This is a genomic window from Neobacillus sp. S1227 (assembly GCF_055385255.1).
The window spans coordinates 1,265,881-1,290,000 of sequence record NZ_AP038276.1 but is presented as its reverse complement, the minus strand read 5'-3'; the positions used below and the strand labels follow the sequence as shown (position 1 = coordinate 1,290,000).

The 24,120-nt window shown below is 43.3% G+C and carries 21 protein-coding genes and 2 rRNA genes (1 of these 23 only partly in view); 7 read left to right on the top strand and 16 right to left on the bottom strand.

Annotated features, from left to right (window positions below; all coding sequences use genetic code 11):
- The 3 genes from ACZ5AE_RS06480 to ACZ5AE_RS06470 all read right to left on the bottom strand — a co-directional run.
- Nucleotides 1-736 (bottom strand): 23S ribosomal RNA (locus ACZ5AE_RS06480) (it extends 2,203 nt beyond the left edge of the window).
- 195 nt (nt 737-931) lie between these two features.
- Nucleotides 932-2,481, bottom strand: a 16S ribosomal RNA gene (locus ACZ5AE_RS06475).
- Together the 16S and 23S rRNA genes form the textbook arrangement of a ribosomal RNA operon.
- 272 nt (nt 2,482-2,753) lie before the next feature.
- Entirely contained in the window at nt 2,754-3,629 is an 876-nt protein-coding gene (locus ACZ5AE_RS06470; RefSeq protein WP_464570576.1) for a nucleotidyltransferase-like protein, read from the bottom strand.
- A 147-nt stretch (nt 3,630-3,776) separates the two neighbouring features.
- Between ACZ5AE_RS06470 and ACZ5AE_RS06465 the strand changes: the two genes are divergently transcribed.
- On the top strand, nt 3,777-4,130 hold the full coding sequence (locus ACZ5AE_RS06465; protein WP_464573562.1) for a YgzB family protein: 354 nt from the start codon (nt 3,777-3,779) through the stop codon (nt 4,128-4,130).
- Nucleotides 4,131-4,213: 83 nt separating this feature from the next.
- Here the strand turns inward: ACZ5AE_RS06465 and perR are convergent, their stop codons facing one another.
- The 7 genes from perR to ACZ5AE_RS06430 all read right to left on the bottom strand — a co-directional run bounded on the left by perR (nt 4,214) and on the right by ACZ5AE_RS06430 (nt 9,158).
- The gene (gene perR, locus ACZ5AE_RS06460; RefSeq protein WP_213118014.1) at nt 4,214-4,651 is read right to left on the bottom strand and encodes a Fur family transcriptional regulator; all 438 of its coding nucleotides are present in this window, start codon (nt 4,649-4,651) and stop codon (nt 4,214-4,216) included.
- A gap of 105 nt (nt 4,652-4,756) precedes the next feature.
- Nucleotides 4,757-5,305 carry a cob(I)yrinic acid a,c-diamide adenosyltransferase gene (locus ACZ5AE_RS06455; protein WP_464570574.1) on the bottom strand — a complete coding sequence of 183 codons (549 nt, stop codon included), beginning with the start codon at nt 5,303-5,305 and terminating at the stop codon, nt 4,757-4,759.
- Nucleotides 5,306-5,527: 222 nt separating this feature from the next.
- Nucleotides 5,528-5,995 (bottom strand): thioredoxin-dependent thiol peroxidase, encoded by a 468-nt coding sequence (gene bcp / locus ACZ5AE_RS06450; RefSeq protein ID WP_464570572.1) that lies wholly within the window; start codon nt 5,993-5,995, stop codon nt 5,528-5,530.
- Between the two features lie 85 nt (nt 5,996-6,080).
- The gene (locus tag ACZ5AE_RS06445) at nt 6,081-6,569 is read right to left on the bottom strand and encodes an ion channel (protein WP_464570570.1); all 489 of its coding nucleotides are present in this window, start codon (nt 6,567-6,569) and stop codon (nt 6,081-6,083) included.
- On the bottom strand, nt 6,569-7,354 hold the full coding sequence (locus ACZ5AE_RS06440; RefSeq protein ID WP_464573561.1) for an ABC transporter permease: 786 nt from the start codon (nt 7,352-7,354) through the stop codon (nt 6,569-6,571). Before ACZ5AE_RS06440 ends, ACZ5AE_RS06445 begins: the two co-directional genes overlap by 1 nt.
- A gap of 3 nt (nt 7,355-7,357) precedes the next feature.
- On the bottom strand, nt 7,358-8,149 hold the full coding sequence (locus tag ACZ5AE_RS06435; RefSeq protein ID WP_464570568.1) for an ABC transporter permease: 792 nt from the start codon (nt 8,147-8,149) through the stop codon (nt 7,358-7,360).
- Nucleotides 8,142-9,158 carry an ABC transporter ATP-binding protein gene (locus ACZ5AE_RS06430; RefSeq protein WP_464570566.1) on the bottom strand — a complete coding sequence of 339 codons (1,017 nt, stop codon included), beginning with the start codon at nt 9,156-9,158 and terminating at the stop codon, nt 8,142-8,144. Before ACZ5AE_RS06430 ends, ACZ5AE_RS06435 begins: the two co-directional genes overlap by 8 nt.
- Before the next feature lie 94 nt (nt 9,159-9,252).
- Between ACZ5AE_RS06430 and ACZ5AE_RS06425 the strand changes: the two genes are divergently transcribed.
- The 4 genes from ACZ5AE_RS06425 (at nt 9,253) to ACZ5AE_RS06410 (ending at nt 17,201) form a co-directional block, all read left to right on the top strand.
- Nucleotides 9,253-9,414: a hypothetical protein gene (locus tag ACZ5AE_RS06425; RefSeq protein WP_464570564.1), complete on the top strand. Its 162-nt coding sequence runs from the start codon at nt 9,253-9,255 to the stop codon at nt 9,412-9,414.
- A gap of 478 nt (nt 9,415-9,892) precedes the next feature.
- Entirely contained in the window at nt 9,893-11,188 is a 1,296-nt protein-coding gene (locus ACZ5AE_RS06420) for a glutamate-1-semialdehyde 2,1-aminomutase (RefSeq protein WP_464570562.1), read from the top strand.
- Between the two features lie 284 nt (nt 11,189-11,472).
- A complete protein-coding gene (locus ACZ5AE_RS06415; RefSeq protein ID WP_464570560.1) occupies nt 11,473-15,945 on the top strand; it encodes a glutamate synthase-related protein in 4,473 nt (1,490 codons plus the stop codon).
- Nucleotides 15,946-16,121: 176 nt separating this feature from the next.
- A complete protein-coding gene (locus tag ACZ5AE_RS06410) occupies nt 16,122-17,201 on the top strand; it encodes an FUSC family protein (RefSeq protein WP_464570558.1) in 1,080 nt (359 codons plus the stop codon).
- Nucleotides 17,202-17,335: 134 nt separating this feature from the next.
- Here ACZ5AE_RS06410 and ACZ5AE_RS06405 read toward each other — a convergent pair whose 3' ends face one another.
- The 5 genes from ACZ5AE_RS06405 to fabL all read right to left on the bottom strand — a co-directional run bounded on the left by ACZ5AE_RS06405 (nt 17,336) and on the right by fabL (nt 21,479).
- Entirely contained in the window at nt 17,336-19,105 is a 1,770-nt protein-coding gene (locus tag ACZ5AE_RS06405; RefSeq protein WP_464570556.1) for an ABC transporter ATP-binding protein, read from the bottom strand.
- Nucleotides 19,106-19,188: 83 nt separating this feature from the next.
- Nucleotides 19,189-19,719: a nucleoside tri-diphosphate phosphatase gene (ntdP, locus tag ACZ5AE_RS06400; RefSeq protein ID WP_213118024.1), complete on the bottom strand. Its 531-nt coding sequence runs from the start codon at nt 19,717-19,719 to the stop codon at nt 19,189-19,191.
- A 178-nt stretch (nt 19,720-19,897) separates the two neighbouring features.
- On the bottom strand, nt 19,898-20,155 hold the full coding sequence (locus tag ACZ5AE_RS06395; protein WP_213118025.1) for a YgaB family protein: 258 nt from the start codon (nt 20,153-20,155) through the stop codon (nt 19,898-19,900).
- A 275-nt stretch (nt 20,156-20,430) separates the two neighbouring features.
- Nucleotides 20,431-20,655 (bottom strand): gamma-type small acid-soluble spore protein, encoded by a 225-nt coding sequence (locus ACZ5AE_RS06390; protein ID WP_464570554.1) that lies wholly within the window; start codon nt 20,653-20,655, stop codon nt 20,431-20,433.
- A gap of 71 nt (nt 20,656-20,726) precedes the next feature.
- Nucleotides 20,727-21,479, bottom strand: coding sequence for an enoyl-[acyl-carrier-protein] reductase FabL (gene fabL, locus ACZ5AE_RS06385; protein ID WP_464570552.1), 753 nt, complete (start codon nt 21,477-21,479; stop codon nt 20,727-20,729).
- A 110-nt stretch (nt 21,480-21,589) separates the two neighbouring features.
- On the opposite strand from fabL, the gene ACZ5AE_RS06380 reads away from it, so the two are divergent.
- Nucleotides 21,590-21,814, top strand: a complete 225-nt coding sequence (locus ACZ5AE_RS06380) for a hypothetical protein (RefSeq protein WP_464570550.1) — start codon at nt 21,590-21,592, stop codon at nt 21,812-21,814.
- A gap of 49 nt (nt 21,815-21,863) precedes the next feature.
- Here the strand turns inward: ACZ5AE_RS06380 and mutY are convergent, their stop codons facing one another.
- Complete coding sequence (mutY, locus tag ACZ5AE_RS06375) at nt 21,864-22,988, bottom strand: A/G-specific adenine glycosylase (RefSeq protein WP_464570548.1); 1,125 nt, start codon at nt 22,986-22,988, stop codon at nt 21,864-21,866.
- 123 nt (nt 22,989-23,111) lie between these two features.
- Here mutY and ACZ5AE_RS06370 point away from each other — a divergent pair, with 123 nt between their 5' ends.
- Nucleotides 23,112-24,092, top strand: coding sequence for a metal-dependent hydrolase (locus ACZ5AE_RS06370; protein WP_464570546.1), 981 nt, complete (start codon nt 23,112-23,114; stop codon nt 24,090-24,092).
- Nucleotides 24,093-24,120: the final 28 nt, after the last annotated feature.

The window sequence follows — 24,120 nt, the reverse complement described above, 5'->3', positions numbered from 1 at the left end:
GTAGATCACCTGGTTTCGGGTCTACGACTACATACTATTTCGCCCTATTCAGACTCGCTTTCGCTGCGGCTCCGTCTCTTCAACTTAACCTCGCATGCAATCGTAACTCGCCGGTTCATTCTACAAAAGGCACGCCATCACCCATGAACGGGCTCTGACTACTTGTAGGCACACGGTTTCAGGTTCTCTTTCACTCCCCTTCCGGGGTGCTTTTCACCTTTCCCTCACGGTACTGGTTCACTATCGGTCACTAGGGAGTATTTAGCCTTGGGAGATGGTCCTCCCTGCTTCCGACCGGATTTCACGTGTCCGGCCGTACTCAGGATCCACTCAGGAGGGAACGAAGTTTCGACTACAGGGCTTTTACCTTCTATGGCCGGCCTTTCCAGACCGCTTCATCTACCCCGTTCCTTTGTAACTCCATGTTGAGTGTCCTACAACCCCGAAAGGCAAGCCTTTCGGTTTGGGCTGTTCCCGTTTCGCTCGCCGCTACTCAGGGAATCGCGTTTGCTTTCTCTTCCTCCGGGTACTTAGATGTTTCAGTTCCCCGGGTCTGCCATCAATACCCTATGTATTCAGGTAAAGATACTGTTCCATTACGAACAGTGGGTTTCCCCATTCGGAAATCTCCGGATTGGCGCTTACTTACAGCTCCCCGAAGCATATCGGTGTTAGTCCCGTCCTTCATCGGCTCCTAGTGCCAAGGCATTCACCGTGCGCCCTTTCTAACTTAACCTAAAAGGTTTTTACTCTTAAAAATAAGAGAGAAAAACTAAAATGGCGATTACTCGGTTCTTACTTGGTTACTTCTTCTTTTACGATTATCTAGTTTTCAAGGAACAAAAAGTTTTGAGAGATAATTCCCTCAAAACTAAACAAACAAGAAACAGTCAACCTTATTATCAGCCCTAAAGGGCTGCATTATCCTTAGAAAGGAGGTGATCCAGCCGCACCTTCCGATACGGCTACCTTGTTACGACTTCACCCCAATCATCTGTCCCACCTTAGGCGGCTGGCTCCTTACGGTTACCCCACCGACTTCGGGTGTTACAAACTCTCGTGGTGTGACGGGCGGTGTGTACAAGGCCCGGGAACGTATTCACCGCGGCATGCTGATCCGCGATTACTAGCGATTCCGGCTTCATGCAGGCGAGTTGCAGCCTGCAATCCGAACTGAGAATAGTTTTATGGGATTGGCTCCACCTCGCGGCTTCGCTGCCCTTTGTACCATCCATTGTAGCACGTGTGTAGCCCAGGTCATAAGGGGCATGATGATTTGACGTCATCCCCACCTTCCTCCGGTTTGTCACCGGCAGTCACCTTAGAGTGCCCAACTGAATGCTGGCAACTAAGATCAAGGGTTGCGCTCGTTGCGGGACTTAACCCAACATCTCACGACACGAGCTGACGACAACCATGCACCACCTGTCACTCTGTCCCCCGAAGGGGAAATTCCTATCTCTAGGAGTGTCAGAGGATGTCAAGACCTGGTAAGGTTCTTCGCGTTGCTTCGAATTAAACCACATGCTCCACCGCTTGTGCGGGCCCCCGTCAATTCCTTTGAGTTTCAGCCTTGCGGCCGTACTCCCCAGGCGGAGTGCTTAATGCGTTAGCTGCAGCACTAAAGGGCGGAAACCCTCTAACACTTAGCACTCATCGTTTACGGCGTGGACTACCAGGGTATCTAATCCTGTTTGCTCCCCACGCTTTCGCGCCTCAGCGTCAGTTACAGACCAGAAAGCCGCCTTCGCCACTGGTGTTCCTCCACATCTCTACGCATTTCACCGCTACACGTGGAATTCCGCTTTCCTCTTCTGCACTCAAGTCCCCCAGTTTCCAATGACCCTCCACGGTTGAGCCGTGGGCTTTCACATCAGACTTAAAGGACCGCCTGCGCGCGCTTTACGCCCAATAATTCCGGACAACGCTTGCCACCTACGTATTACCGCGGCTGCTGGCACGTAGTTAGCCGTGGCTTTCTGGTCAGGTACCGTCAAGGTACCGGCAGTTACTCCGATACTTGTTCTTCCCTGACAACAGAGCTTTACGACCCGAAGGCCTTCATCGCTCACGCGGCGTTGCTCCATCAGACTTTCGTCCATTGTGGAAGATTCCCTACTGCTGCCTCCCGTAGGAGTCTGGGCCGTGTCTCAGTCCCAGTGTGGCCGATCACCCTCTCAGGTCGGCTACGCATCGTCGCCTTGGTGAGCCGTTACCTCACCAACTAGCTAATGCGCCGCGGGCCCATCTGTAAGTGTCAGCCGAAACCGACTTTCAACCTTCCCTCATGCGAGGGAAGAAATTATCCGGTATTAGCTCCGGTTTCCCGAAGTTATCCCAGTCTTACAGGCAGGTTGCCCACGTGTTACTCACCCGTCCGCCGCTAATCAACAGGAGCAAGCTCCTATTGATTCGCTCGACTTGCATGTATTAGGCACGCCGCCAGCGTTCGTCCTGAGCCAGGATCAAACTCTCCAATAAAGTTGAGTCGATTAGCTCAAAAATGTTACGTTGGCTTCGCTTCTTTCGAAACGAATATTATTGTTTGTTGACGTTTTTGTTTGTTTAGTTTTCAAAGAACTATCTTGCGCGACGCTCAAAAGCGACTTTATCAATATAACACATGGTGTTTGTTAATGTCAACACCTTTTTTAAAAACCGTCTACTGCGGAAAACCTTTTAAAAATGTTTCGCAGCGACGGTTATTAATATATCAAGTATTCACGAAAAGGTCAATAGCTTTATTTATTTTTTTACGATAGTTTTTGACTGACTCGATAACAGCGGTGAAAAACACCCTGTCCCTTTGTCTCAACATTAACGATTTCTAATAAATGTTTTTCAATTAAGTATTCAAGCAGAACTGACATATCTACGGAATATGGAATCAATTCCGGTTCACTCATGATTTCACTAAACATCCAATGTTCTTTTTTACTTAAAACGTCTATTAAGTGGGAAGAACCGATGTGGGTTCTCGAGTGAATCAAAAATTCACTGGCAAGGAATAAAAGCTCGAGCCTTTGTTCCAATGTTTCCTCGCTTACAACTAGCTCAACATATAATTTATAAATTTCCGGTTCAATTTGTTTCACTTGCTGCCAAACCGTCAGTTCAGGATGAAGGCCATTTTCAATAATCGCTAATCTCGCCAAATGATGCAGGGAGTGAACGACATAATTATAAGCATCCAAATACTGTTTATTTTCAAAAAGCGCTTTCCCATCCACATAACGGCGGATTAACTTCGCAAATTCCAATCCCATTTTAATTTTTCGGCCGTGAAACGGAAATTCCTCTAGTTCCTTTTTTAGATTTGCTACATATTCATTACGGTCAAATAAGATTTTTGAATGATGAAGCCATTCAAAAATCTTTCGGTTGCTGCCTAATAAAATCCATTCTTGCAGCTGAGCCTCGGTGATAATATGCATGGCGGCTTTATTGTCATTATACGCGTAATGTTTTGTATAAACAGGCTGATCTGCTTCTTTCACAATCATTAATAGAATCGCATCAAACGAATCCGTCGTTTGACTTGACCGCTGTTTCTTTTCTACCAATAAAATCCCCAGCGTATTTAATTGGCTTGCCCTTTCTTGATAAATGGGCCGAAGAATGTCTTCCATTCTCTATACCTCCATTTTTCTAGCTAGCAATATATGTTCGACAGGAAGAAGAAATATCCTTCTAAATTCTAAGACAAAATTCGACATTCTTCCGCGGATCCTTTTTTCTCGATGGAGAATTGTGGTATAGTTTGTCTAGGAGGGAGAATCATGGCAAAATATTCGAGTAAAATAAATAAAATTAGAACGTTCGCATTGTCGTTGATCTTTGTTGGCTTTATCGTTATGTATGCTGGTATCTATTTTCGTACTTCACCACTTATTATGACCATCTTTATGATTTTTGGTCTGCTTTTTATTATCGCCAGCACGGTTGTTTATTTCTGGATTGGTATGTTGTCAACCAAAACCATTCAGGTCAAATGTCCTGGCTGCGGCAAACCGACTAAAATGCTCGGCAGGGTAGATATGTGCATGCACTGCCGCGAACCTTTGACTCTAGATAAAGCTCTGGAAGGCAAAGAATTTGACGAAACTTATAATAAAAATAAAATGAAATAGAGGGGAGACCAGCAATCGGTCATCCCCTTTTTTATTAGCAAAAAACCGATTCCAATAAGAATCGGCTGCATTTTGGGCATAGATTAATGAACTTCTTTTGCAGAACAGTCCGGGCAAGTGCCGTAAATTTCCATGCGGTGATTAGCTACTTTAAAACCGGTGACATGTGTTGCCAAATGCTCAACTTCATCCAGACCTGGATAGTGGAAATCAACTATTTTCCCGCATTCCTCGCAAATCACGTGGTAGTGATGGGAGGTGACAAAATCAAAGCGGCTGGATGCATCTCCATAGGTCAATTCTTTAACAAGGCCTACTTCACGAAATACTCGTAAGTTATTGTAAACCGTTGCCACACTCATATTCGGGAATTTGCCCTCTAACGCTTTATAGATTTCATCGGCAGTAGGATGTGACATCGAGCTTATTAAATATTCAAGTATCGCATGACGTTGCGGAGTAATACGCACCCCTGTATCCTTTAAGGTATCCAACGCTTCTTTTAATTGATTCATCGCCATGCACCTCTTTTCTAAAAGATATTCTTACATTGTAATTGTTATAATTAGTTTACTAGGTAATTTGTACTTTTGTCAATATTGTAATGCTACAAACACCAAAGTTCATCAACTATGTAATGTTAATTCAGATGCTCCCAACTGATGATTAACAAATCTCGCCGTGACAAACAATAAGTCGGAAAGACGGTTTAAATACGCCAACACAAGTGGATTAACATCTTCCCCTAATCCGACGGCACATCTTTCCGCCCTTCTGGCGATGGTCCGGGCCACATGGAAGGCTGCACCTGCAGGATGTCCCCCAGGTAAAATGAAATTCGTCAACGCAGGCAAGCTTGAGTCCCATTCGTCAATTTGTTTTTCCAGTTCTTCAATATCCCCAGCCGCTAGCGACCATTTTACTTCCTTCCCTTTCGGAGTCGCGAGCTCGGCACCGACATGAAATAGGTTTGTTTGTATTTTATGATATACTTTTTCAATTATTTCTTTCCCATGAAAATTTTCCTTATTTAGATAGCTTAATGCTAACCCAATCATTGAATTCGTTTCATCACAAGTTCCGTAGGCTTCTACGCGAAGGTCGTTCTTTGCTACCCTTTGCCCGTAAATAAGTGACGTAGTTCCTTTATCCCCTGTTTTCGTATAGATTTTCATTCTTCAATACCCCCTATTGGTAAACTCAAGCTCCACATGTATATAAATCTTATCTTCATCATATCACCTGGGTCATTTATTAGAAAAGAAAGAAGGCATAAAAAAGGGGTCCAAATGGACCCAATAAGTTTTATCTGAGGAGGTATGCCCTAATAAAATGATATTCACATGAAGCACTTTTGCATTGGACAAAAGCCTTTTCTTGTGAAAATAGGCAGTATCTTATTGGTTTTCTCTGATATAGGTTAAAGCCTCTTCGACATGACCTTTAACCTGGACCTTTCGCCATTCCTTCGCAATATTCCCCTCTTTATCGATGATAAAAGTCGACCTTTCAATACCCATGTATTCTTTCCCAAAGTTTTTCTTTAGCTTCCAAACACCATAATCCTCCGCCACTTGATGGTCGGTATCGGCAAGGAGCAGAAATGGCAGACCGTATTTCTCAACGAATTTTTGATGACGGTCTACCGGATCAGGGCTCACGCCTAAAATAACAGCATTTAAGTCAGCAAACTGCTTATGCTGATCACGGAAATCACACGCTTCAGTCGTGCATCCCGGCGTCATATCCTTTGGATAAAAATAAAGAACAACATACTTCCCTTTCAATTCCGACAAAGTAATCTTTTCTCCATTCTGGGCTTCCAATGTAAAATCCGGTGCTTGTTTTCCAATTTCTACTGTCATTTTATTCACTCCATTTTGAAAAATATTCCTATTTATAGCCTAACCAATGTGATAGAACAATACAACTTTTGTGCACCCATGGGATTTATTTTTCCCGATCAAACATTACCTTCGCTACGAAGGCCGCCGGGAGCGTATAGCCGATTAAGGCCTCTATGACGGCAACTAGTCTGCCAATTCCCTGGGGGATCACATCTCCATTGCCGACCGAAAATAGCATCATCGCGCTAAAATAAAAGCTCGATTCAAAAATGTTTCGGTTTTGGCTGCTGGTTATTTCCGCCAAGACCTGCATGCCAGCCAATTCAAAAATTAAATAAATGAGCCCAAATCCGAAAATAACGGTTAAATAGCACGTTCCTAAATAAAAGAAATTGTCAAAGGACACCAATTTGCCCTTAATCGTATTGGGTATAAATAAAGTGCGAATACTCATGAAGATGCAAAAAATAACGATTGGCAGCAAGAAATAAATCACAAGACCACCTCTAATATTCGTACAGGTTAATTCATTGTATGTGGACTTGGCCAATAAAATATCAAAAAACCGTGCCAAATGAGCACGGTTTATCATTAATTGCCGGCGCCTCGGTATTTTTTGACCCCCAGATTCCACAGGAATACTGAAAGAGCAAAAAAAATGATGCCGATAATAGGTGTTAAAAACGAATAGATATACCATTCTTGTTTTTCAAGAAAAAAGGCAGCGGGATAGACGCCGACGAAAGCAAACGGCAAAATCCAAGTGAGAACGAACCGGATCACCGTATTATAGATATTGACCGGGTAGCGGCCGTAGTTGCTGATGTTGTACATCATTGGCATGAGCGAGGTTTTCGCGTCCGCCCAAAAGCTGACGCAGGCCAGCATCACAAAGATACCGCCATAAACAAGCGCGCCGCCAATCACGAAAATGATAAAGAGAATCGGATCAAACCAATCGACCTGCAGGTTTAACCGGCTGCCGGCATAAAACATGACCGCCAAGCCGGTGACCGCCCCTAATAAAGCTTCCAGTTCCAGCCGCTCCAAGATGATCTGAAAAAGGCTATGAATCGGCCTTGTTAAGATTCGGTCAAGCTCCCCCCTGACAATATAACGCTCGTTGAAATCCCAGATATTAAAGAAGGCGGAAAAGACCGCGTAAGGAACCAAGAAAAATCCATATATAAAAATAATTTCGTCACGGCTCCAGCCTCCGAGCAGCTGGGTATGGCCAAATACAACCAAGATAAAGATAAGATTGATAGCCTGGGACATCAGATCTGAGAAAAACTCTACAAAGAGGTCAGACCGATATTGCAATCTTGTTTTCATATATTGCGACATGTATTGAAAAAACATTGTTACGTAAAACACCATTTACCCTCCTTGAATGACCAGCTGTTTTTTCGCAATAACCCAAATAATTTGGATTGGAATTAGGAGGATGATAACCCAAATAAATTGCTGGCCGATCGCCCAAATGGCCTGCTGGTGAGTGAATCCCTCTGTATAGATCATGCTTGGTATATAGCTGATTCCTTGAAACGGAAGATATTTCATGAATTCCTGTGCCCAGCCTGGGAAAAAGCTCATCGGCAGAAGCAAACCGGAAAACAGGTCGATGACCACCCGCTTTGCGCGGATAAGGCCTGTATTATTATATAAGAAGAAAGTCGTTATTCCAGTTAATAAATTTAGCTGAGTGTTAATGAAAAAGCTTAAAAGGATGGAGATGGCGAATAATCCCCATACGCCTGGCTTTAACGTAATTTGAATTGGAAATACGAAATAGACAATAATTAGTCCTGGCAGAGAGAAGAAGAATAGCCGAAAAATCCCTTCCCCCAGTCCCTGCATGGTTTTCATGCCTAGGTAACTGTAGGGACGAATAAGTTCAACAGCTACCTTCCCTTCCATGATTTCCATCGCCATTTCACGGTCTAGGTTGTTAAAATAAAAGGCCCGCGCCATCCAGGAAATCGCCACATATGTTGTCATTTGGGTAATGGATAGGCCCTGTATTTCCTCCTTACCACTGTAGATCGCTGTCCACAGAAAATAATAGGCACCAATATTGATGCCGTAGATGAGGATGCCCGTATAATAATTTGTTCGGTAGGCGAGCATCATTAAAAAACGGATGCGAATCATTTCTAAGTATTTATCCAACTTCCACTGCACCCTTTTCATAAATTTTGCGGATGATTTCTTCCGTTGATGTCTCGTTAATTTTAATGTCCTTTATTTTAAAAGCAGCGACGATTTTGGCAATCAGCTGTGAGATGAGTTCGTCGTTGTTCTGCATGTTAGCGATAAAGATTTGCTCCTTTTCATCGTGCTCCCATTTAACCGGGAGGGCGGCTGTGAGTTTTTTAACGGCTGAGAGATCGACTTTTTCAAGGAACTGGAATTGCAGCTCTTTGCCATCTCCTAATGTGTCTTTTAAATTTTTCAATGCACCGTCATAGATGATATTTCCTTCATCAAGCATAATGACGCGTTCGCATAATGCCTCGATGTCGGAGAGGTCGTGTGTTGTTAAGAGAATGGTTGTATTGTACTTTTCATTGATTTCTTTTAAAAATTCGCGGATTTTTAATTTTACTAGGACATCGAGGCCGATTGTCGGTTCATCCAGAAAAAGAAGCGGCGGATTGTGGATGAGTGCCGCGGCTAACTCGCAGCGCATTCTTTGGCCGAGCGATAGCTTTCTAACTGGTTTGTCAAGGAGCGGCTCGATATCGAGTGTTTTGATGACATGGTTCATATGGTCGTCATATTGTTCATCAGTTACCTTATATACCTTTTTAAGGAGCCGGAATGACTCCTGGACGGCGATGTCCCACCATAATTGAGATCGCTGGCCAAACACGACGCCAATAGTCTGAACAAATTTTTCCCGCTCCTTATGGGGATTCATTCCGTTCACTTTGATTTGCCCGCCGGATGGGGTTAAAATACCTGTTAACATTTTGATGGTAGTGGATTTACCGGCCCCGTTTTCACCGATATAGCCGACCATCTCCCCTTGCTTGACGGTAAAACTGATATCGTTGACAGCGCGTGCAATTTTATAATTTCGTGTAAACAGGTCGCGGAATGCACCTGCTAACCCGGAACGGCTGGAATAGGCTTTGAATTCTTTACGTAATTTGTTTACTTCAATAGCGTTCTTCATTGTTATGGCACCTCCTGATGTGGCTTGTGGCTTACCCTAATGTTTTAGTTTAGCCAATCGGGGGCGGAGGTACAACTTTTGTGCTTTTAATATTTTGGAGAAGGATGGTGGCTGGAAGTGGCTTGATTTTTTGGCAAATGGGGTTCAGTTCGTATTTGTTCCCATTTTGAGTTCTTTATTTGAGATGGGGGAAATATCTTTTAGACGCGTTCTATTGGACAATCCCAGCTTGGCGGCGGGGCAAATTGTCCTTTAGTAGCATTCTATTGGACAATCCCAGCTTGGCGGCGGGGCAAATTGTCCTTTAGACGCCTTCTATTGGACAATCCCCGCTTGGCGGCGGGGCAAATTGCCCTTTAGTAGCATTCTATTGGACAATCCCAGCTTGGCGGCGGGGCAAATTGTCCTTTAGACGCCTTCTATTGGACAATCCTAGCTTGACGGCGGGGCAAATTGTCCTTTAGTAGCACTTTATTGGACAATCCCCGCTTGGCGGCGGGGCAAATTGTCCTTTAGACGCCTTCTATTGGACAATCCTGGCTTGGCGGCAGTGCAAATTGTCCTTTAGACGCCTTCTGTTGGACAAAACCGTCCCACCTCCATCTCATATGGTCCTTCATCTGCCTTATGAAGGACAAAAACCCTTCACCTCCTCCCCATCCCAAAATGTCAAAATAGTAAATCACCAAAAACATGCTAGAATAGGAATGGTAATAAAAAAGGAGGAAACCCACGTGCATTTTACCCATTCAGAACAAATACATAATGAAGCTCTCGAACATATTGTCGGCGGGGTCAATAGTCCATCCCGTTCCTATAAGGCAGTCGGCGGCGGTGCACCGGTTGTGATGGAACGCGGGCAAGGCGCCTATTTTTGGGATGTTGACGGGAACCAGTACATCGATTACCTTGCTGCCTACGGACCGATCATTACCGGCCACGCCCACCCACATATAACCGAAGCCATCAAGCGTGCCGCCGAGACTGGCGTCCTGTACGGAACCCCAACGCCGCATGAAGTAAAATTCGCGAAAATGCTGAAAGAGGCTATCCCTTCGCTGGACAAGGTTCGTTTCGTCAACTCTGGAACAGAGGCAGTGATGACAACTATCCGTGTTGCCCGTGCCTACACAGGCCGTGACAAAATCATTAAATTTGCGGGCTGCTATCATGGACACTCTGACCTTGTTCTTGTCGCCGCCGGTTCTGGCCCGTCCACACTAGGTACTCCTGATTCAGCAGGCGTGCCGAAATCGATCGCCCAAGAAGTTATTACTGTCCCATTTAATGATATTGAACCGTTCAAAGAAACACTTGAAAAATGGGGCGATCAAATTGCCGCTGTTCTTGTTGAACCGATTGTTGGCAACTTCGGAATCGTCGAACCAAACCCTGGTTTCCTAGAGCAAGTAAATGAACTTACCCATGCTGCTGGTGCGCTAGTAATCTACGATGAAGTCATAACAGCCTTCCGGTTCATGTACGGCGGGGCACAGGACCTCCTCAACATTAAGCCTGACCTTACAGCAATGGGAAAAATCATTGGCGGCGGCCTGCCAATCGGGGCATATGGCGGACGGAAGGAAATTATGGAAACAGTCGCCCCTCTTGGCCCTGCCTACCAGGCGGGCACGATGGCCGGCAACCCTGCCTCTATCCTATCGGGAATCGCCTGCTTAGAAGTGTTAAAACAGGAAGGCGTTTATGAATACTTAGACCGGCTCGGCGCCATGCTGGAAGATGGTATTCTTGAGGCTGCTAAGGAACACGATATCCAAATTACCATCAACCGATTAAAGGGTGCTCTAACCGTATATTTCACTGATGAAAAAATTGAAAATTATGAGCAGGCGGAAAAAACGGACGGAGAAATGTTTGCCAAGTTCTTTAAACTGATGCTGCACCAAGGAATCAACCTCGCTCCTTCCAAATATGAAGCATGGTTCCTAACCATTGCCCATACGGAAGAAGATGTAGAGGCAACCCTACATGCCGTTAGAAATGCATTTTTATCACTAAAGTCCGAATAATTATGCATATTTTATGCACACAAAGGAAGTGGAAATCACTTCCTTTTATTTTCGCGAATTCATGAAAACGTTTACACCAACACCTTTCCACCACCGCCTAAATATTTTTCGCCAAATTTTTCTATCCAAACTATTGAATATTTATTTGATTTCTGAAAATTCATATGATACGATATGTTTATTATTTTTCCTTTTTTCTCTTAACTTTTTTTGCAATTTTTAATGCTATCAATTTTTAGGAGGTGAAGTGGCTTCCTTTAGGAATTCTGAAGAAGCCCGACCCAATGACACAAAGATGGACGCCATCTCAATTTAAAGATTTTCATAAACATGAACACGATGCTTGTGGAATAGTGGCTTGCCTTGAAAAAACACAAATCCCAACGAGGAATAACATTTTTGCTTGTATAGACGCTCTAGTGACCATGAACCACCGTGCTGGCTTTATTAACGGTGAGGGAGATGGCGTTGGAATCCATACGGATATTCCACGGGACCTTTGGAAGGAAAAGCTGCTTCAGGCAGACCTTGACCCAGCACTCACAGAAAAAGAAGGCTTTGCAGTCGGTCATGTATTTATCAGCAGGAAAGCAAATTGGGCTGAGGTTAAACAAGAATTAGCAGACAAACTAGTAAAATATGAATTGGAACTAATCTTTGAAACAACTGAGGTCACCAATCCATCTGCTTTAGGTCCAATTGCCATTCAGGAAAACCCAATCTTCTGGCAATTTGCCATCTTATCAAACAAAAACGGCCAGGAATTAAACAAAGTCCTGTTCGAGACATTGGTTGATTTTGAAAAAAATGAACTTGTTCACGTCGCGTCTTTCAGCCAAAACCATGTTGTTTACAAAGTAATGGGCGCAGGAGACATTCTGCCACGCTATTACCAAGACCTTGCAAACCCACTTGTGGCTTCCACCATGACACTTGGCCATAACCGTTATTCTACAAATACACTTTCCAGCTTTTTCCGGGTGCAGCCTTTCAGCGTGCTTGGTCACAATGGTGAAATCAACACTATTTCCAAGCTTCGTGATGAGGCAAGAATGATAGGTGTACCACTTGTAAAAGACGGAAGTGATTCCCAGGATTTAAGCAGAACGATGGAAACATTAATCTGTCGTGATGGCTACTCCTTATTTGAAGTAATGGATTTATTATTCCCGCCGATTATTAATGAGATCAAAGCATATCCAGAACATTTACAAGATTTATATACTTATATGCGTGAAGCTTGGGGACATTTCGCCCAAGGACCTGCCGGCATTATTTCTAGATATGGTGATGAGGCCGTGTTCAGTGTTGATGCCCTTGGACTCCGCCCGCTGTGGATGCTTGAAACTGGAACTTCCTACCTATTCTCATCTGAACCAGGAATCATTCCTTCAAGCGAATACGTAAACGATCCGAAACCATTAGCACCTGGTGAAAAGGTTGGCTTTAAGTGGAATGGAAACCAGCTTGAGGTTTTTGAACAAACTCAATACCAAAATATCGTTTATGATCGTTTTTCAAAACGGGTTCACCTCCAAGGAGCAAGACTGCGTCTGCAGCCTCCAGCACTTGGCAAAACCGTAACCATGAATTATCCAGATAAAATTCATAACGGGCAATACAAATCATTTGGCTGGGAACGCGAACATATTCAATTAATCGAGCAAATGGCCGAAAAAGGCGTCGAGCCAATTCGTTCACTTGGTCATGACTCACCGCTTGCAGCCTTAAATCCAGAGCGTGTCAACATTGCCGATTATATTAAAGAAAGTGTAGCGGTTGTGACAAATCCAGCGATTGACCGCGACCGGGAAACAGAGCATTTCTCCACCCGCGTCATTATTGGCAAGCGCCCAACATTATTTGCAGCTGCCGAAAAAGAGGAATCGGTCATTGAATTGACAACACCGCTGCTCCTAGAAGGAAAAGCAGGCTTTACATGCGCTGAAAGCTTAGGACAGCCGACCTTTGATCAGCTTGTTCAGCATTTCCAAGAGCAAAAGCTGATTGCTTATATTTCAACTACCTTCCAAACAGATGAAACGGTTGATGCTGCCTTAGAAAGACTTGCAAACGAAGCTGTTCACGCTGTTCAGGCTGGCAAGTCATTGCTTGTCCTTGATGATGCAAAGGCCCATCAAGAGAATTCTTATTGGCTTGACCCGCATCTCGTCACATCTGCGATTGATCAGGCACTAGTAAAAGCAGAGTTAAGAAGAGATTGTTCATTATTGCTTCGCTCTGCAGCGATTCGTTCTCTTCATGATATTATTACTGTTTTTGGCTTAGGTGCAGATTTAATCAGCCCATACTTCATGTTCTTAACGGTTCAAAATGAATCTATAAAGCCATTAACGAACCTTTACAGTGCCCTAACGAAGGGCTTAGAAAAAGTCATTTCAACGATTGGTATCCATGAACTGCGCGGCTATGGACGCCTGTTCTCCAGTATCGGTCTGCACGAGTCAATTGCCAATGTGTTAAACATTGTGAACTTCTTCGGCTCTGATGAAATTGAAAATAATTATGAAGCAATGAAACAGGATGCTTTAAAACGAGCAGAGGATTATCAGAATGATAAGGAAAGAGTCGGAAAAACGTTCAGCCTCTTCCCACGGATTTGGAAAGCGATTGGCGAAGTCGCCTCCACTGGTGATTACAGTGCTTATCGCGATAAAATCTCCGAGCAGGAAGCAGAAAATCCGGTTACGATCCGCCACTTAGTTCAATTAAAGCAAGGCCTAAATCAGGTATCTCCTGGCGAAGTTGATCTTCGGGTTGGTGATCATGATCTACCGTTTTTGATTTCATCCATGTCCTTCGGTTCGCAAAACGAAATTGCCTTCAGAGCTTACGCTGAAGGGGCTGACCGCTTAAACATGGTGAGCTTAAACGGTGAAGGCGGCGAAATCAAGGATATGCTCGGCAAGTATCCAAGAACACGCGGCCAGCAGATTGCTTCCGGACGATTTGGGGTTAACGCCGAACTTTTAAACTCTTCTAATCTACTAGAAATCAAAATCGGTCAAGGTGCAAAGCCTGGTGAAGGCGGACACTTGCCTGGTTCTAAGGTGACGGCCAAAGTTGCTGCAGCACGTAACGCTACACTTGGTTCGGACTTAATTTCACCATCCAATAACCATGATATTTATTCGATTGAAGACTTGGCACAAATGATTCAAGAGTTAAAAACGGCAAACGACCAGGCGAAGATTGCCGTTAAGGTTCCCGTCGTGCCAAACATCGGAACAATCGCAGTCGGTATCGCTAAAGCAGGCGCAGATATCATTACCCTGAGCGGTTTTGATGGCGGTACAGGTGCAGCCAGAATCCATGCCCTGCAGCACGTCGGCCTTCCAGTTGAAATCGGCGTAAAAGCAGCTCATAATGCATTACTTGAAAGCGGCTTGCGCCACAAAGTGGAATTATGGGCTGACGGCGGCATGAAGAGTGCAATGGACGTTATGAAAATCATGCTTCTTGGAGCAAACCGTGTCGGTTTTGGTACATTGGCAATGCTGTCCATCGGTTGTACGACCTGCCGTGGCTGTCATTTAGACACTTGCCATGTGGGTATTGCCACTCAGATTGAAAGTGAAGCACAAGCAAAAGACCATGGTCTTCGCCGCTTCGTACCGCGTCAATTTGATCTAGCTGTAAAAGGAATTGTGAATCTATTTACGGCATTCGGCACAGAATTAAAAACATTAGCGGCAAGCCTTGGAATCCGCAATCTGCAAGATGCAGTCGGTCGTTCCGAACTATTAGAGCAAGTGAAAGGCCAAAACCAGTTGAACCTTTCATACCTGCTGAAGCCATTAGAAATCGGCCAGTTTGCAAAAGTTGAAGCTACTAAGTCTGTTTCCGAAGCGCAAATGCAAGTGGCAGCTGGCGCAGAGTATCTTGATGCAAGTGTGGATCAACTTCACTCTTCAAGAGAATTCGTCAGCGTAACATCTGAACAGCGGGTATTGGGAAGCCGAGTTTCCTGCCACCGTGTCCGCGGCAGATTGGATGGCTCTTACAAGCAGCTTCCGCCTGTTCAGCTTAAGTACAAAGAGGGCTCCATCCCTGGTAACGGACTGGGTGCTTACAACAGTGAAGGGATTGAAATCACCGTTAACGGCGGCGGTCAGGACGGTGTTGGTAAGACATCTTTTGGCGGTAACATTCATGTTTTGAAATCAAAAGGCAAAAATGGCCAATACGTCAACGGTTCTGTTGGTAAAGGCTTCGGATACGGTGCACAAAAGGGTCTCCTTGTTGCTCAGGGCAATGCTGATGCCCGTGCCGGAATCCGTCTCTCCGGTGCAGATCTTATTATCGGCGGCCAACTGAAAAAGCCACTGCCTGAAAAAGAAAACGGCAATATCGGTTCAAACGCCAATATCAAAGGTTTTGCATTTGAATATATGACAAACGGACGCGGTCTTGTTCTTGGGGACCCAGGTCCATGGATTTGCGCAGGTATGACCGGCGGAGTCATTTATGTCCGTCAGCAGCCTGAACTCGGATTAACTAAGGAAGCTGTACAAAGAAGGGTTGCCAAAGGCGCCAAAGTATCTGTTGTCAACTTAACTGAAAAAGGCAAACAGGACATCAATGAGCTCTTAGGCAAATATACAGCCCTGTTAACTCAGAACGGTCAAACGGAAGAAGCGGAACAGCTTCAAAGCTTGTTGGCCAGCCCAGAGGACCACTTCGTGCAAATTACTCCTGTCAAAGAGCAGGCTGATCCATCTGTATCTACAGAATAATAATTTTTGCAAAAAGCATTCGCAAATTTTGCGGATGCTTTTTTAATGCAACTTTTAAAAAATATGTCATATAATTTCTCTTGATTAAATAGTTTAATCCCTGTATAGTACTTAATTGTTTAGCTCTCGAGCAAACTATAATAAATTATTTATCTTTGAAAGGAATCTATTAACAAATGAAGTTAGGTGCCCGCATTTTTAAAACGGGAATTGCGATTGTCTTGTCTCTATACTTGGCATATTTGCTGCATTCACCATCTCCTGTCTTTGCAGCCATTGCCGCCATCTTTGCCATCCAACCGACAATTTACCGCTCTTATTTAACGATTATTGAACAGGTTCAAGGGAATATGATCGGCGCTATCCTTGCTGTCGTCTTTGTTCTTCTGTTAGGAAATCATACAATCGTTATTGGACTCGCAGCGATTACTGTCATCACTCTTAACCTTAAATTTAAATTGGAAAATACCATTGGATTATCGCTCGTCACGCTCATTTCGATTATGGAGGCACCGGGAAGCGATTTTATCACCTTTGCCGCAATCCGCTTCTCCACGATCATGATTGGGGTATTTTCAGCCTTTATCGTCAACCTAGTGTTTATGCCACCTAAGTATGAAAATAAGCTTTATTTGAAAATTGGGGACACAACTGAGGAAATCATTCGATGGATTCGCTTGAGTATCCGCCATGACTATGACCATCAATTGCTGAAAACGGATATTGGCAAGCTAAAGGAAAACATCAAAAGCATTGAACAATTTTATACGATGTATAAGGAAGAGCGAAGCTATTTTAAAAAGAACCTTTTAGAAAAATCAAGAAAACTCGTTGTTTACCGGCAAATGATAATTGTAGCCAGAAAGGGCCTTGATACCTTAAAAAGGATCCATCGCTTTGAAAATGAACTATTGCTGCTGCCAGAACCATTTAAGGAAGCTATCCAGGAACAGCTAGACAGCCTCATTTACCAGCATGAACAAATTATACTGCAGTTCATTAAGAAAATACCTATTTCAGCAGCTTCACCCGTGGAAAAGGTCAGCATTGACAAAAAGTTACTCTTTGACCTCTTTTTAGTCCATCAAAAAGAATTTGCAGCAGATGATGATAATCAGCATCTCTACCATACCATGCAAATTGTCGCCTCGATTATTGATTACAGCGAGCAGGTGGAGCATCTCGATGTGTTAATTACCAGTTTTCATTCGTTTCACCATAACGAAATATCTATTGAGGAAGAAAACAACCAATAGAAAAACCGAAGCATAAGAGCTTCGGTCTTTTTGTGGATCCAGCACTTTTATTTGCGTTTGTTCAGGCTTTATTTGCGAATTCAGCGCTTTTAATTGCGGTTTTCAACTTGATTATTTTGCGAATCTTCCAAACCTTATACATTGGCTTGCTCTTCCTTACTATCCAGCTGTTGGACTTGAAAAAGTTTATAATAATTCCCTTGCTTCGCCATTAACTCATCGTGCCTACCTGATTCCACAATCTGCCCATGCTCAATCAGAATAATTCTGTCTGCATGTGTTATCGTTGATAATCGGTGGGCGACGATAAAGGTCGTCCGGTCCTTCGCCAACTCCTCCAACGCTTCTTGAATGTAGTGTTCACTTTCCAAATCGAGTGCTGAGGTAGCCTCATCTAAGATTAAAATCGGCGGATTTTTCAAAAAGACACGAGCGATAGCAACGCGCTGCTTTTGCCCGCCGGACAGCTTGACGCCTCTTTCACCCACCTTCGTACCATAGCCTTCAGCCAGGCGCTGGATAAACTCGTGGGCATTGGCCGCTTTAGCAGCCGCATACACCTCTTCTTCAGTCGAATCCGGCTTTCCTAGTAAAATATTATCCTTAACTGACTCGCTGAATAAAATATTGTCCTGAAACACGACACCAATTTTATCCCGTAACGATTGAATCTTAAATTGCCGGATATCTACCCCATCAAGCGTGATTCGGCCTTTGGTGACATCGTAAAAGCGTGGAATCAAACTTACCAGCGTAGATTTCCCCCCGCCGCTCATACCGACAAGCGCAATTGTTTCGCCTTTTTTCACTTGAAGGTTTATATTTTTTAATACCGACTCTTCGTTTTCGTTATAAGCAAAGGAAACATTTTCAAAGTTGATATTCCCAGTTACCCGCCCGCATTCCACCGCATCAGGGGAATCTACTACATCATATTTTTCATCCAAAAATTCAAAAACCCGGTCCATTGACGCGAACGACTGGGTAATCGTCGTGGATGAGTTCACCAATCTTCTGAGTGGATTATACAGCTTATCAATATAGGCAAAAAACGCAACCATCGTCCCTAAGGAAAGTTGATGGTGAATCACGAGATAAGCAGAGTACCCAATCACAATCAATGGAGCAATATCGGTAATCGTATTTACAGTTGAAAATGATTTCGCATTCCAACTCGTGTGTTGAAGTGCTTTTTCTAAAAAATTCTTATTCTGCTTATCAAATTGGGTTTGTTCATATTCCTCAATCGCAAAACTCTTAATCACCGGCATGCCTTGTACCCGTTCATGGAGATAACTTTGCACCTCAGCAAGCGCTTGTGAACGCCTTCTCGTTAAATTGCGAAGGTTCCCGAAAAAGTACCTAATCGAAAAAGCATAGAGCGGGAACAACAAAATAGATACAATCGTCAGCTTTACATTCATAGAAAACATGAGAATAATGGCAATAACTATGGTGGCGATATCAAGCCAAAGGTTCATCAATCCGGTCACAACAAAGGTTTTTGTCTGCTCAACATCATTGATGACCCGCGAAATGATTTCCCCCGCGCGGGTATTGGCATAATATTTAAAGCTTAATTTTTGAATATGCTTATACATTTTATTTCGGATGTCATATAAAACCTTGTTTGATGTCCATTGCGCATAATACTGGCGATAATACTCTATCGGCGGCCTTAAGACCACAAAAATGAGCAGCATTCCGCCCATGATCACCATTAATTTATGAAATTTTTCATCGGTGGATAAGTCATGATTGCCAATGATATCATCGATCACATACTGAATTAAAATGGGAATGATGAGCGGAATGGAAAATTTAATAATACCGATGAAAATTGTAGCGATGATTTGCCAGCGGTATGGTTTGACAAATTGAAGGTATCTGCGGATGCTCTCCAAACCAGTTCCCCCTTCTCTCTTAAGTGAAGACAAATAAAAACCTGTTGATGAAATCAACAGGCGTTTGTTTCATAACACACCAATTAACGTCTGTATGTTAAATAACGCTCATACCAAATATCGATAAAATCTGGTGCGAATGGGCCGCTTCGCTGCCTAATCCATTGAATTAGCTTGTCTACATTCCTTTTTAATATTTGGTCAATGACATCCGGATAGTTCATTTCCCGGCGGTGACGTTCATATTCATCCTCGTCAAGAAGATTAAAAGTCATGTCAGGATATACTTTAATATCAAGATCATAATCAATATATTTTAACGCCTCTCCATCAAAGATGAAGGGTGAGCTTATATTGCAATAATAATAAATCCCGTCTTCCCGAATCATGCCAATGACGTTAAACCAATATTGGGAATGAAAATAACAAATGGCCGGTTCCCGTGTAATCCACGTTCTTCCATCCGACTCCGTGACAAGTGTCCGATCATTTGCGCCAATCACTAAATTCTGCGACCCTTTTAAAATCGTTGTTTCTTCCCAGACGCGATGGATGTGCCCATTGTGTTTATAGCTATGTATTTGTACTGGTTCACCTTCGATGGGTACGCCCATTTTCTCCCCTACCTTCATTTCCGAACCTTTGCTAACCTGACCTGCTATTCAAATTAAACGACAAAAGGCAACAAAGTAAATTCCTGTTTTCTATTATTATAACGGTTGAAGCAGGAATTTAAAACAAAAGAACCATATTTCTATGGCTCATTGTAAAATTTGCAGATTATTTTTTCCTCTAAATGGTTTGTGTTAAATTCATTTCCCGGTAGGAATTGATCACTTCTTCAGTCTGTTTTTCAAACATCGCCTGAATTTCTTTTAATTCCTTTTTCATTTGTTGAATATCGGCTTGGATACTTTCTAAATCAGTTTCATTTTGCAAAGCCTGCAATTCTGCTTCAATCTGCTGGCAACGCTCAAGTTCAGCCTGAAGAAAAAGCAACTTTTCCATTGTTGCCATTTGTTCGGATACTAATCGATTAAAATGATCCATTTCCCTCACCGCCTTAATAATTGTCCTTACTAATAATTCTTTGTAGTAGATATTTATTCCTTTGACTACTTATGTAAAGTAAAGGGAGGTTTTGTCGAATTTCCGCATAAAGAAAACTCGCTGATTAGCGAGCCCTAAAGGGCGAAGACAGAGGCGTAGTTGCACTTATGCGTTAAGCAAGTATAAAGCTTTCGACAGAAAGTTTATACTTGCTTATTAGCCGAAAAAAAGAAGGCACTCTGCCGAATGAGAGTGCCTTCAGGTAAGTAATTTTATTAGCTTTGGCCAAATTGACCAGATGTACCTTGGTTTTTACGAGCTTCTGATTGTTGGTTTTGCTGTCTTACTTCTTGCGCATTTGTTTCAGAAGCAAATTCTGTTCCGAATTGGCCAGCAGCACCTGCACCACCTGCACCAGCAGACTGAGCGTTTTGTTGTCTTACTTCCTGGATGTTAGTTCCAGCAGAAGTTTTGTTTGGTTGTTGATTGAAGTTAGCCATTTGTTATCACCTCCACGAATAATAATTTACCCAGCCTCGTGGAGATTATCCTTAAATTTTTGAAAAATAATTTAAACCAGAAGCGAAATGCCTCCATCAACGATAATTGTCTGTCCGCGAATCATGTTTGAGTCGTTTGAAAGCAGGAACATGATGCAATTTACCATATCGTCAACTTCGACCATTTTTCCGGCAGGCGTTTTTTGTCTTGCTTCTTCTAGGAGTTCTTCGCGATTTGGAAAAGATTTGAGGGCATCCGTATCAACAGCCCCACCTGAAACGGCATTGACAATAATATTTTTCGGAGCTAATTCAACTGCTAAATATCTTGTGAGTGCCTCAAGCGCCGCTTTTGATACTCCAACCGCAGTGTAATTTTCCAAATAGCGAATGGAACCAAGCGAGCTGACGCTGACAATCTTACCTCCGCCATTTCTTTCCATTAGCTTTGCGGCTTCCTGTGCGCAAAATAACAGAGCTTTACTATTGATATTTAGTGTCCAATCCCAGTGTGATTCTTCCAGCTCCATCGCTGGACGCTGGACACCGGATGCAGCATTGTTAACGAATACATCTAAGCGGCCAAATTCCTCATCAATTTGCTTGAACATATCTTTTATTTTACTGACATCACCGACATTGGCTTTGACAATCAACGCTTTCCTTCCTAATGCTTCAACTTGCTCTGCAGTTTCTAAGGCACCCTTTTTGCTGCGTGCATAATTGATAACGATATCGTATCCAGCCTCCGCTAACCGGACGGCGGCTGCTCTGCCAATTCCGCGGCTGCTGCCTGTTACTAATGCTACTTTTTGTGTCATCATTTCTGTCTCCTATCTTTTATTCAATTGGTTTCATTTTAGCTTTTCCATGAATAGATGACAATTAATATACAAAACTAAGACAAGAAACCCTTTTGAAAGGATGTAGTCAAATGTATGTAGGACGAGATATGACCGAACTTTCGATGATGGCAAAAAACGATTGGAAGGATAGCGAACTTGCCTTTTTTCATCACGCCATGCAGCAGATTACTCCCTATTTGAATAGTGAGGGGCAATCTATTCACAGACAGATTATTGAAGAAATTGAAAACCGAGGCGGATTAGACAGAACTGAAGCAAATTACACAAGCGGCACCAAAGCCACATACGATTAAAGATTTATACTCAAAAAAAGGGGCCTAGCCCCAGAGCTGCATGACTGTGTTAAGCTTCATCAGCATTGGGGTCAGGCCTATTTGAATATTGGAGATAGATTTTAAACATTTTTTGATAGGGGACTGGGAAGGCGTAGTCCTTTATTTTATCTAAAGTGACAAGTTTCCAATTGCTTCCTTCCGGTATGTTGGAGTGTAATTCTCCGTGATAAATTTTGATATTCCAGACAAGATGAGAAAAAACATGCTCGATTTGCCCGATGATTTTTTCTAACTTTAAATGGATTTGCAGTTCTTGCTCGAAAAGCTCGGAAATCTTTTCACGCTCATGGTGAAGAGGGTGCTGAATTTCGACATTCGGGAATTCCCACAAATTAGCAAGCAATCCATCCGATGGTCGTTTATGGATTAGAATTCTTCCTTCTACATCAGTAAGCAGTACTGCTGCAAGCTGCACACCACGGGTTTTATTCTTTTTCGTTTTGATTGGCAGTTCCGCTTGGACCCCTTCCTCAAACGCTTGGCAGTGCTCACGGACTGGACAAAGCAGACAGGATGGAGAAGTTGGAGTACAAACTAATGCCCCAAGCTCCATTAAGGCTTGATTAAATGACGAAGGATCCTCATGCGAAATCAATTCCCGGACAGCATGTTCAAAAACTTTCCGTGAAGATGGTTTCGCGATATCCTCCCAGATATTTAGAATCCTCGAAAACACCCTCATCACATTACCATCTACAGCAGGTTCCGGAATGCCGTAGGCAATACTTAAGATAGCCCCTGCCGTATATGGACCAACCCCTTTAAGCGTAGAAATTTCTTCTGGGGTGTTGGGCACTTCGCCATTATATTTTTCTTTTACTTCTCGAACGGCAGATTGCAAATTCCGGACCCGCGAATAATAGCCGAGTCCCTCCCAAGCCTTAAGGACCTTATCCTCATCAGCTTCCGCCAAGTCATCTATGGTTGGAAACCAATCGATAAAACGGTTAAAGTACGGGATAACCGTATCGACTCTTGTTTGCTGAAGCATGATTTCGGAAACCCAAACTTTATAGGGGTCACGGTCCTTCCGCCAAGGCAAGTCCCGCTGCTCTTCCTTAAACCAAGAAATTAAATCATGTTGAAATTCATTTATATTGATTTTTTCGATATTTTTTAGCTCAATCGTCATAAACTTACTCCTTTTTGCTTGTAAACAACTCTAAAAAAGGGGAATATAATATTAACAATTCTTTTTAACGATATGCCAAATTGGGCGTTTTGACAAGATAATTTGAAGGGGGATTTTTTACCTTTGGATACTGGAACTCATGTTGTAATGGGCATTGCGCTCGGGGGGCTGGCCACGCTTGACCCGGCCGTTTCCGCCAGCCATGCTACTGCTGCCAGTGTTTTAATTGGAACAATTGCCGGTTCACAAATACCGGATATTGATACGGTTTTAAAATTGCGAAATAATGCCATTTATATTCGAAATCACCGGGGAATTACCCACTCTGTTCCTGCCGTCCTGTTATGGCCGCTTCTCATAACTGGAGTGATTTATTTCTTTTTCCAAAATGCAAACCTGCTCCACCTCTGGGCATGGACGTTTGCTGCGGTTTTTATCCATGTTTTTGTTGATATTTTTAACGCCTATGGCACTCAGGCACTAAGGCCTTTTTCGGCTAAATGGGTTGCACTTGGTGTCATTAATACGTTTGATCCGTTTATTTTTACCATGCATGTTATAGGAATCATTGCCTGGGTATTCGGAGCACCTCCGGGTTATACTTTTTTAGCGATGTATGTCATTATCTTCGGTTATTATCTCAGAAGGTACCAAGCTAAAAAGCGTGTTCTTACAGAAGTCAGGGCTTTAATCCCTGATGCGACGGAAATCATCATCGCGCCGACAATGAGGTTCCATCAATGGCGGATTGCCGCCATGAACGAAAATATCTTTTTTGTAGCAAGGTCTGTTAACGGAAAGGTCGAAATTCTCGATCGTTTTAGACGGGTTCCCGTACCAAAAACGCCTGTCATTGAAGCAGCCAAAAAGGATCCTAACATTTCAGCGTTTCTGTCCTTTTCCCCGGTTTACCGCTGGGAGGTTGATGAATATGACAGCTATTACGAGGTGCGCTTCATAGACCTGCGATACCGCAGTAACGGCCACTATCCGTTCGTTGCCGTTGTTCAGCTTGACTGCGATTTAGCGCCCATCACCTCCTACACCGGCTGGGTTTTCAGCGAGAAGAAACTGCGTAAAAAATTGGGGATTATTCCAGGATAATATAGAAAAAGCGGGGGATATTGTAATC

Excerpts from the sequence above, each read along its gene's own strand:
- ACZ5AE_RS06470 (WP_464570576.1), bottom strand. The coding sequence starts at position 3,629 with ATGGAAGACATTCTTCGGCCCATTTATCAAGAAAGGGCAAGCCAATTA.
- perR (WP_213118014.1), bottom strand. The coding sequence starts at position 4,651 with ATGGCGATGAATCAATTAAAAGAAGCGTTGGATACCTTAAAGGATACA.
- ACZ5AE_RS06455 (WP_464570574.1), bottom strand. The coding sequence starts at position 5,305 with ATGAAAATCTATACGAAAACAGGGGATAAAGGAACTACGTCACTTATT.
- bcp (WP_464570572.1), bottom strand. The coding sequence starts at position 5,995 with ATGACAGTAGAAATTGGAAAACAAGCACCGGATTTTACATTGGAAGCC.
- ACZ5AE_RS06445 (WP_464570570.1), bottom strand. The coding sequence starts at position 6,569 with ATGATAAACCGTGCTCATTTGGCACGGTTTTTTGATATTTTATTGGCC.
- ACZ5AE_RS06430 (WP_464570566.1), bottom strand. The coding sequence starts at position 9,158 with ATGAAGAACGCTATTGAAGTAAACAAATTACGTAAAGAATTCAAAGCC.
- ACZ5AE_RS06415 (WP_464570560.1), top strand. The coding sequence starts at position 11,473 with ATGACACAAAGATGGACGCCATCTCAATTTAAAGATTTTCATAAACAT.
- ACZ5AE_RS06410 (WP_464570558.1), top strand. The coding sequence starts at position 16,122 with ATGAAGTTAGGTGCCCGCATTTTTAAAACGGGAATTGCGATTGTCTTG.
- ntdP (WP_213118024.1), bottom strand. The coding sequence starts at position 19,719 with ATGGGCGTACCCATCGAAGGTGAACCAGTACAAATACATAGCTATAAA.
- ACZ5AE_RS06395 (WP_213118025.1), bottom strand. The coding sequence starts at position 20,155 with ATGGATCATTTTAATCGATTAGTATCCGAACAAATGGCAACAATGGAA.
- ACZ5AE_RS06390 (WP_464570554.1), bottom strand. The coding sequence starts at position 20,655 with ATGGCTAACTTCAATCAACAACCAAACAAAACTTCTGCTGGAACTAAC.
- fabL (WP_464570552.1), bottom strand. The coding sequence starts at position 21,479 with ATGATGACACAAAAAGTAGCATTAGTAACAGGCAGCAGCCGCGGAATT.
- ACZ5AE_RS06380 (WP_464570550.1), top strand. The coding sequence starts at position 21,590 with ATGTATGTAGGACGAGATATGACCGAACTTTCGATGATGGCAAAAAAC.
- mutY (WP_464570548.1), bottom strand. The coding sequence starts at position 22,988 with ATGACGATTGAGCTAAAAAATATCGAAAAAATCAATATAAATGAATTT.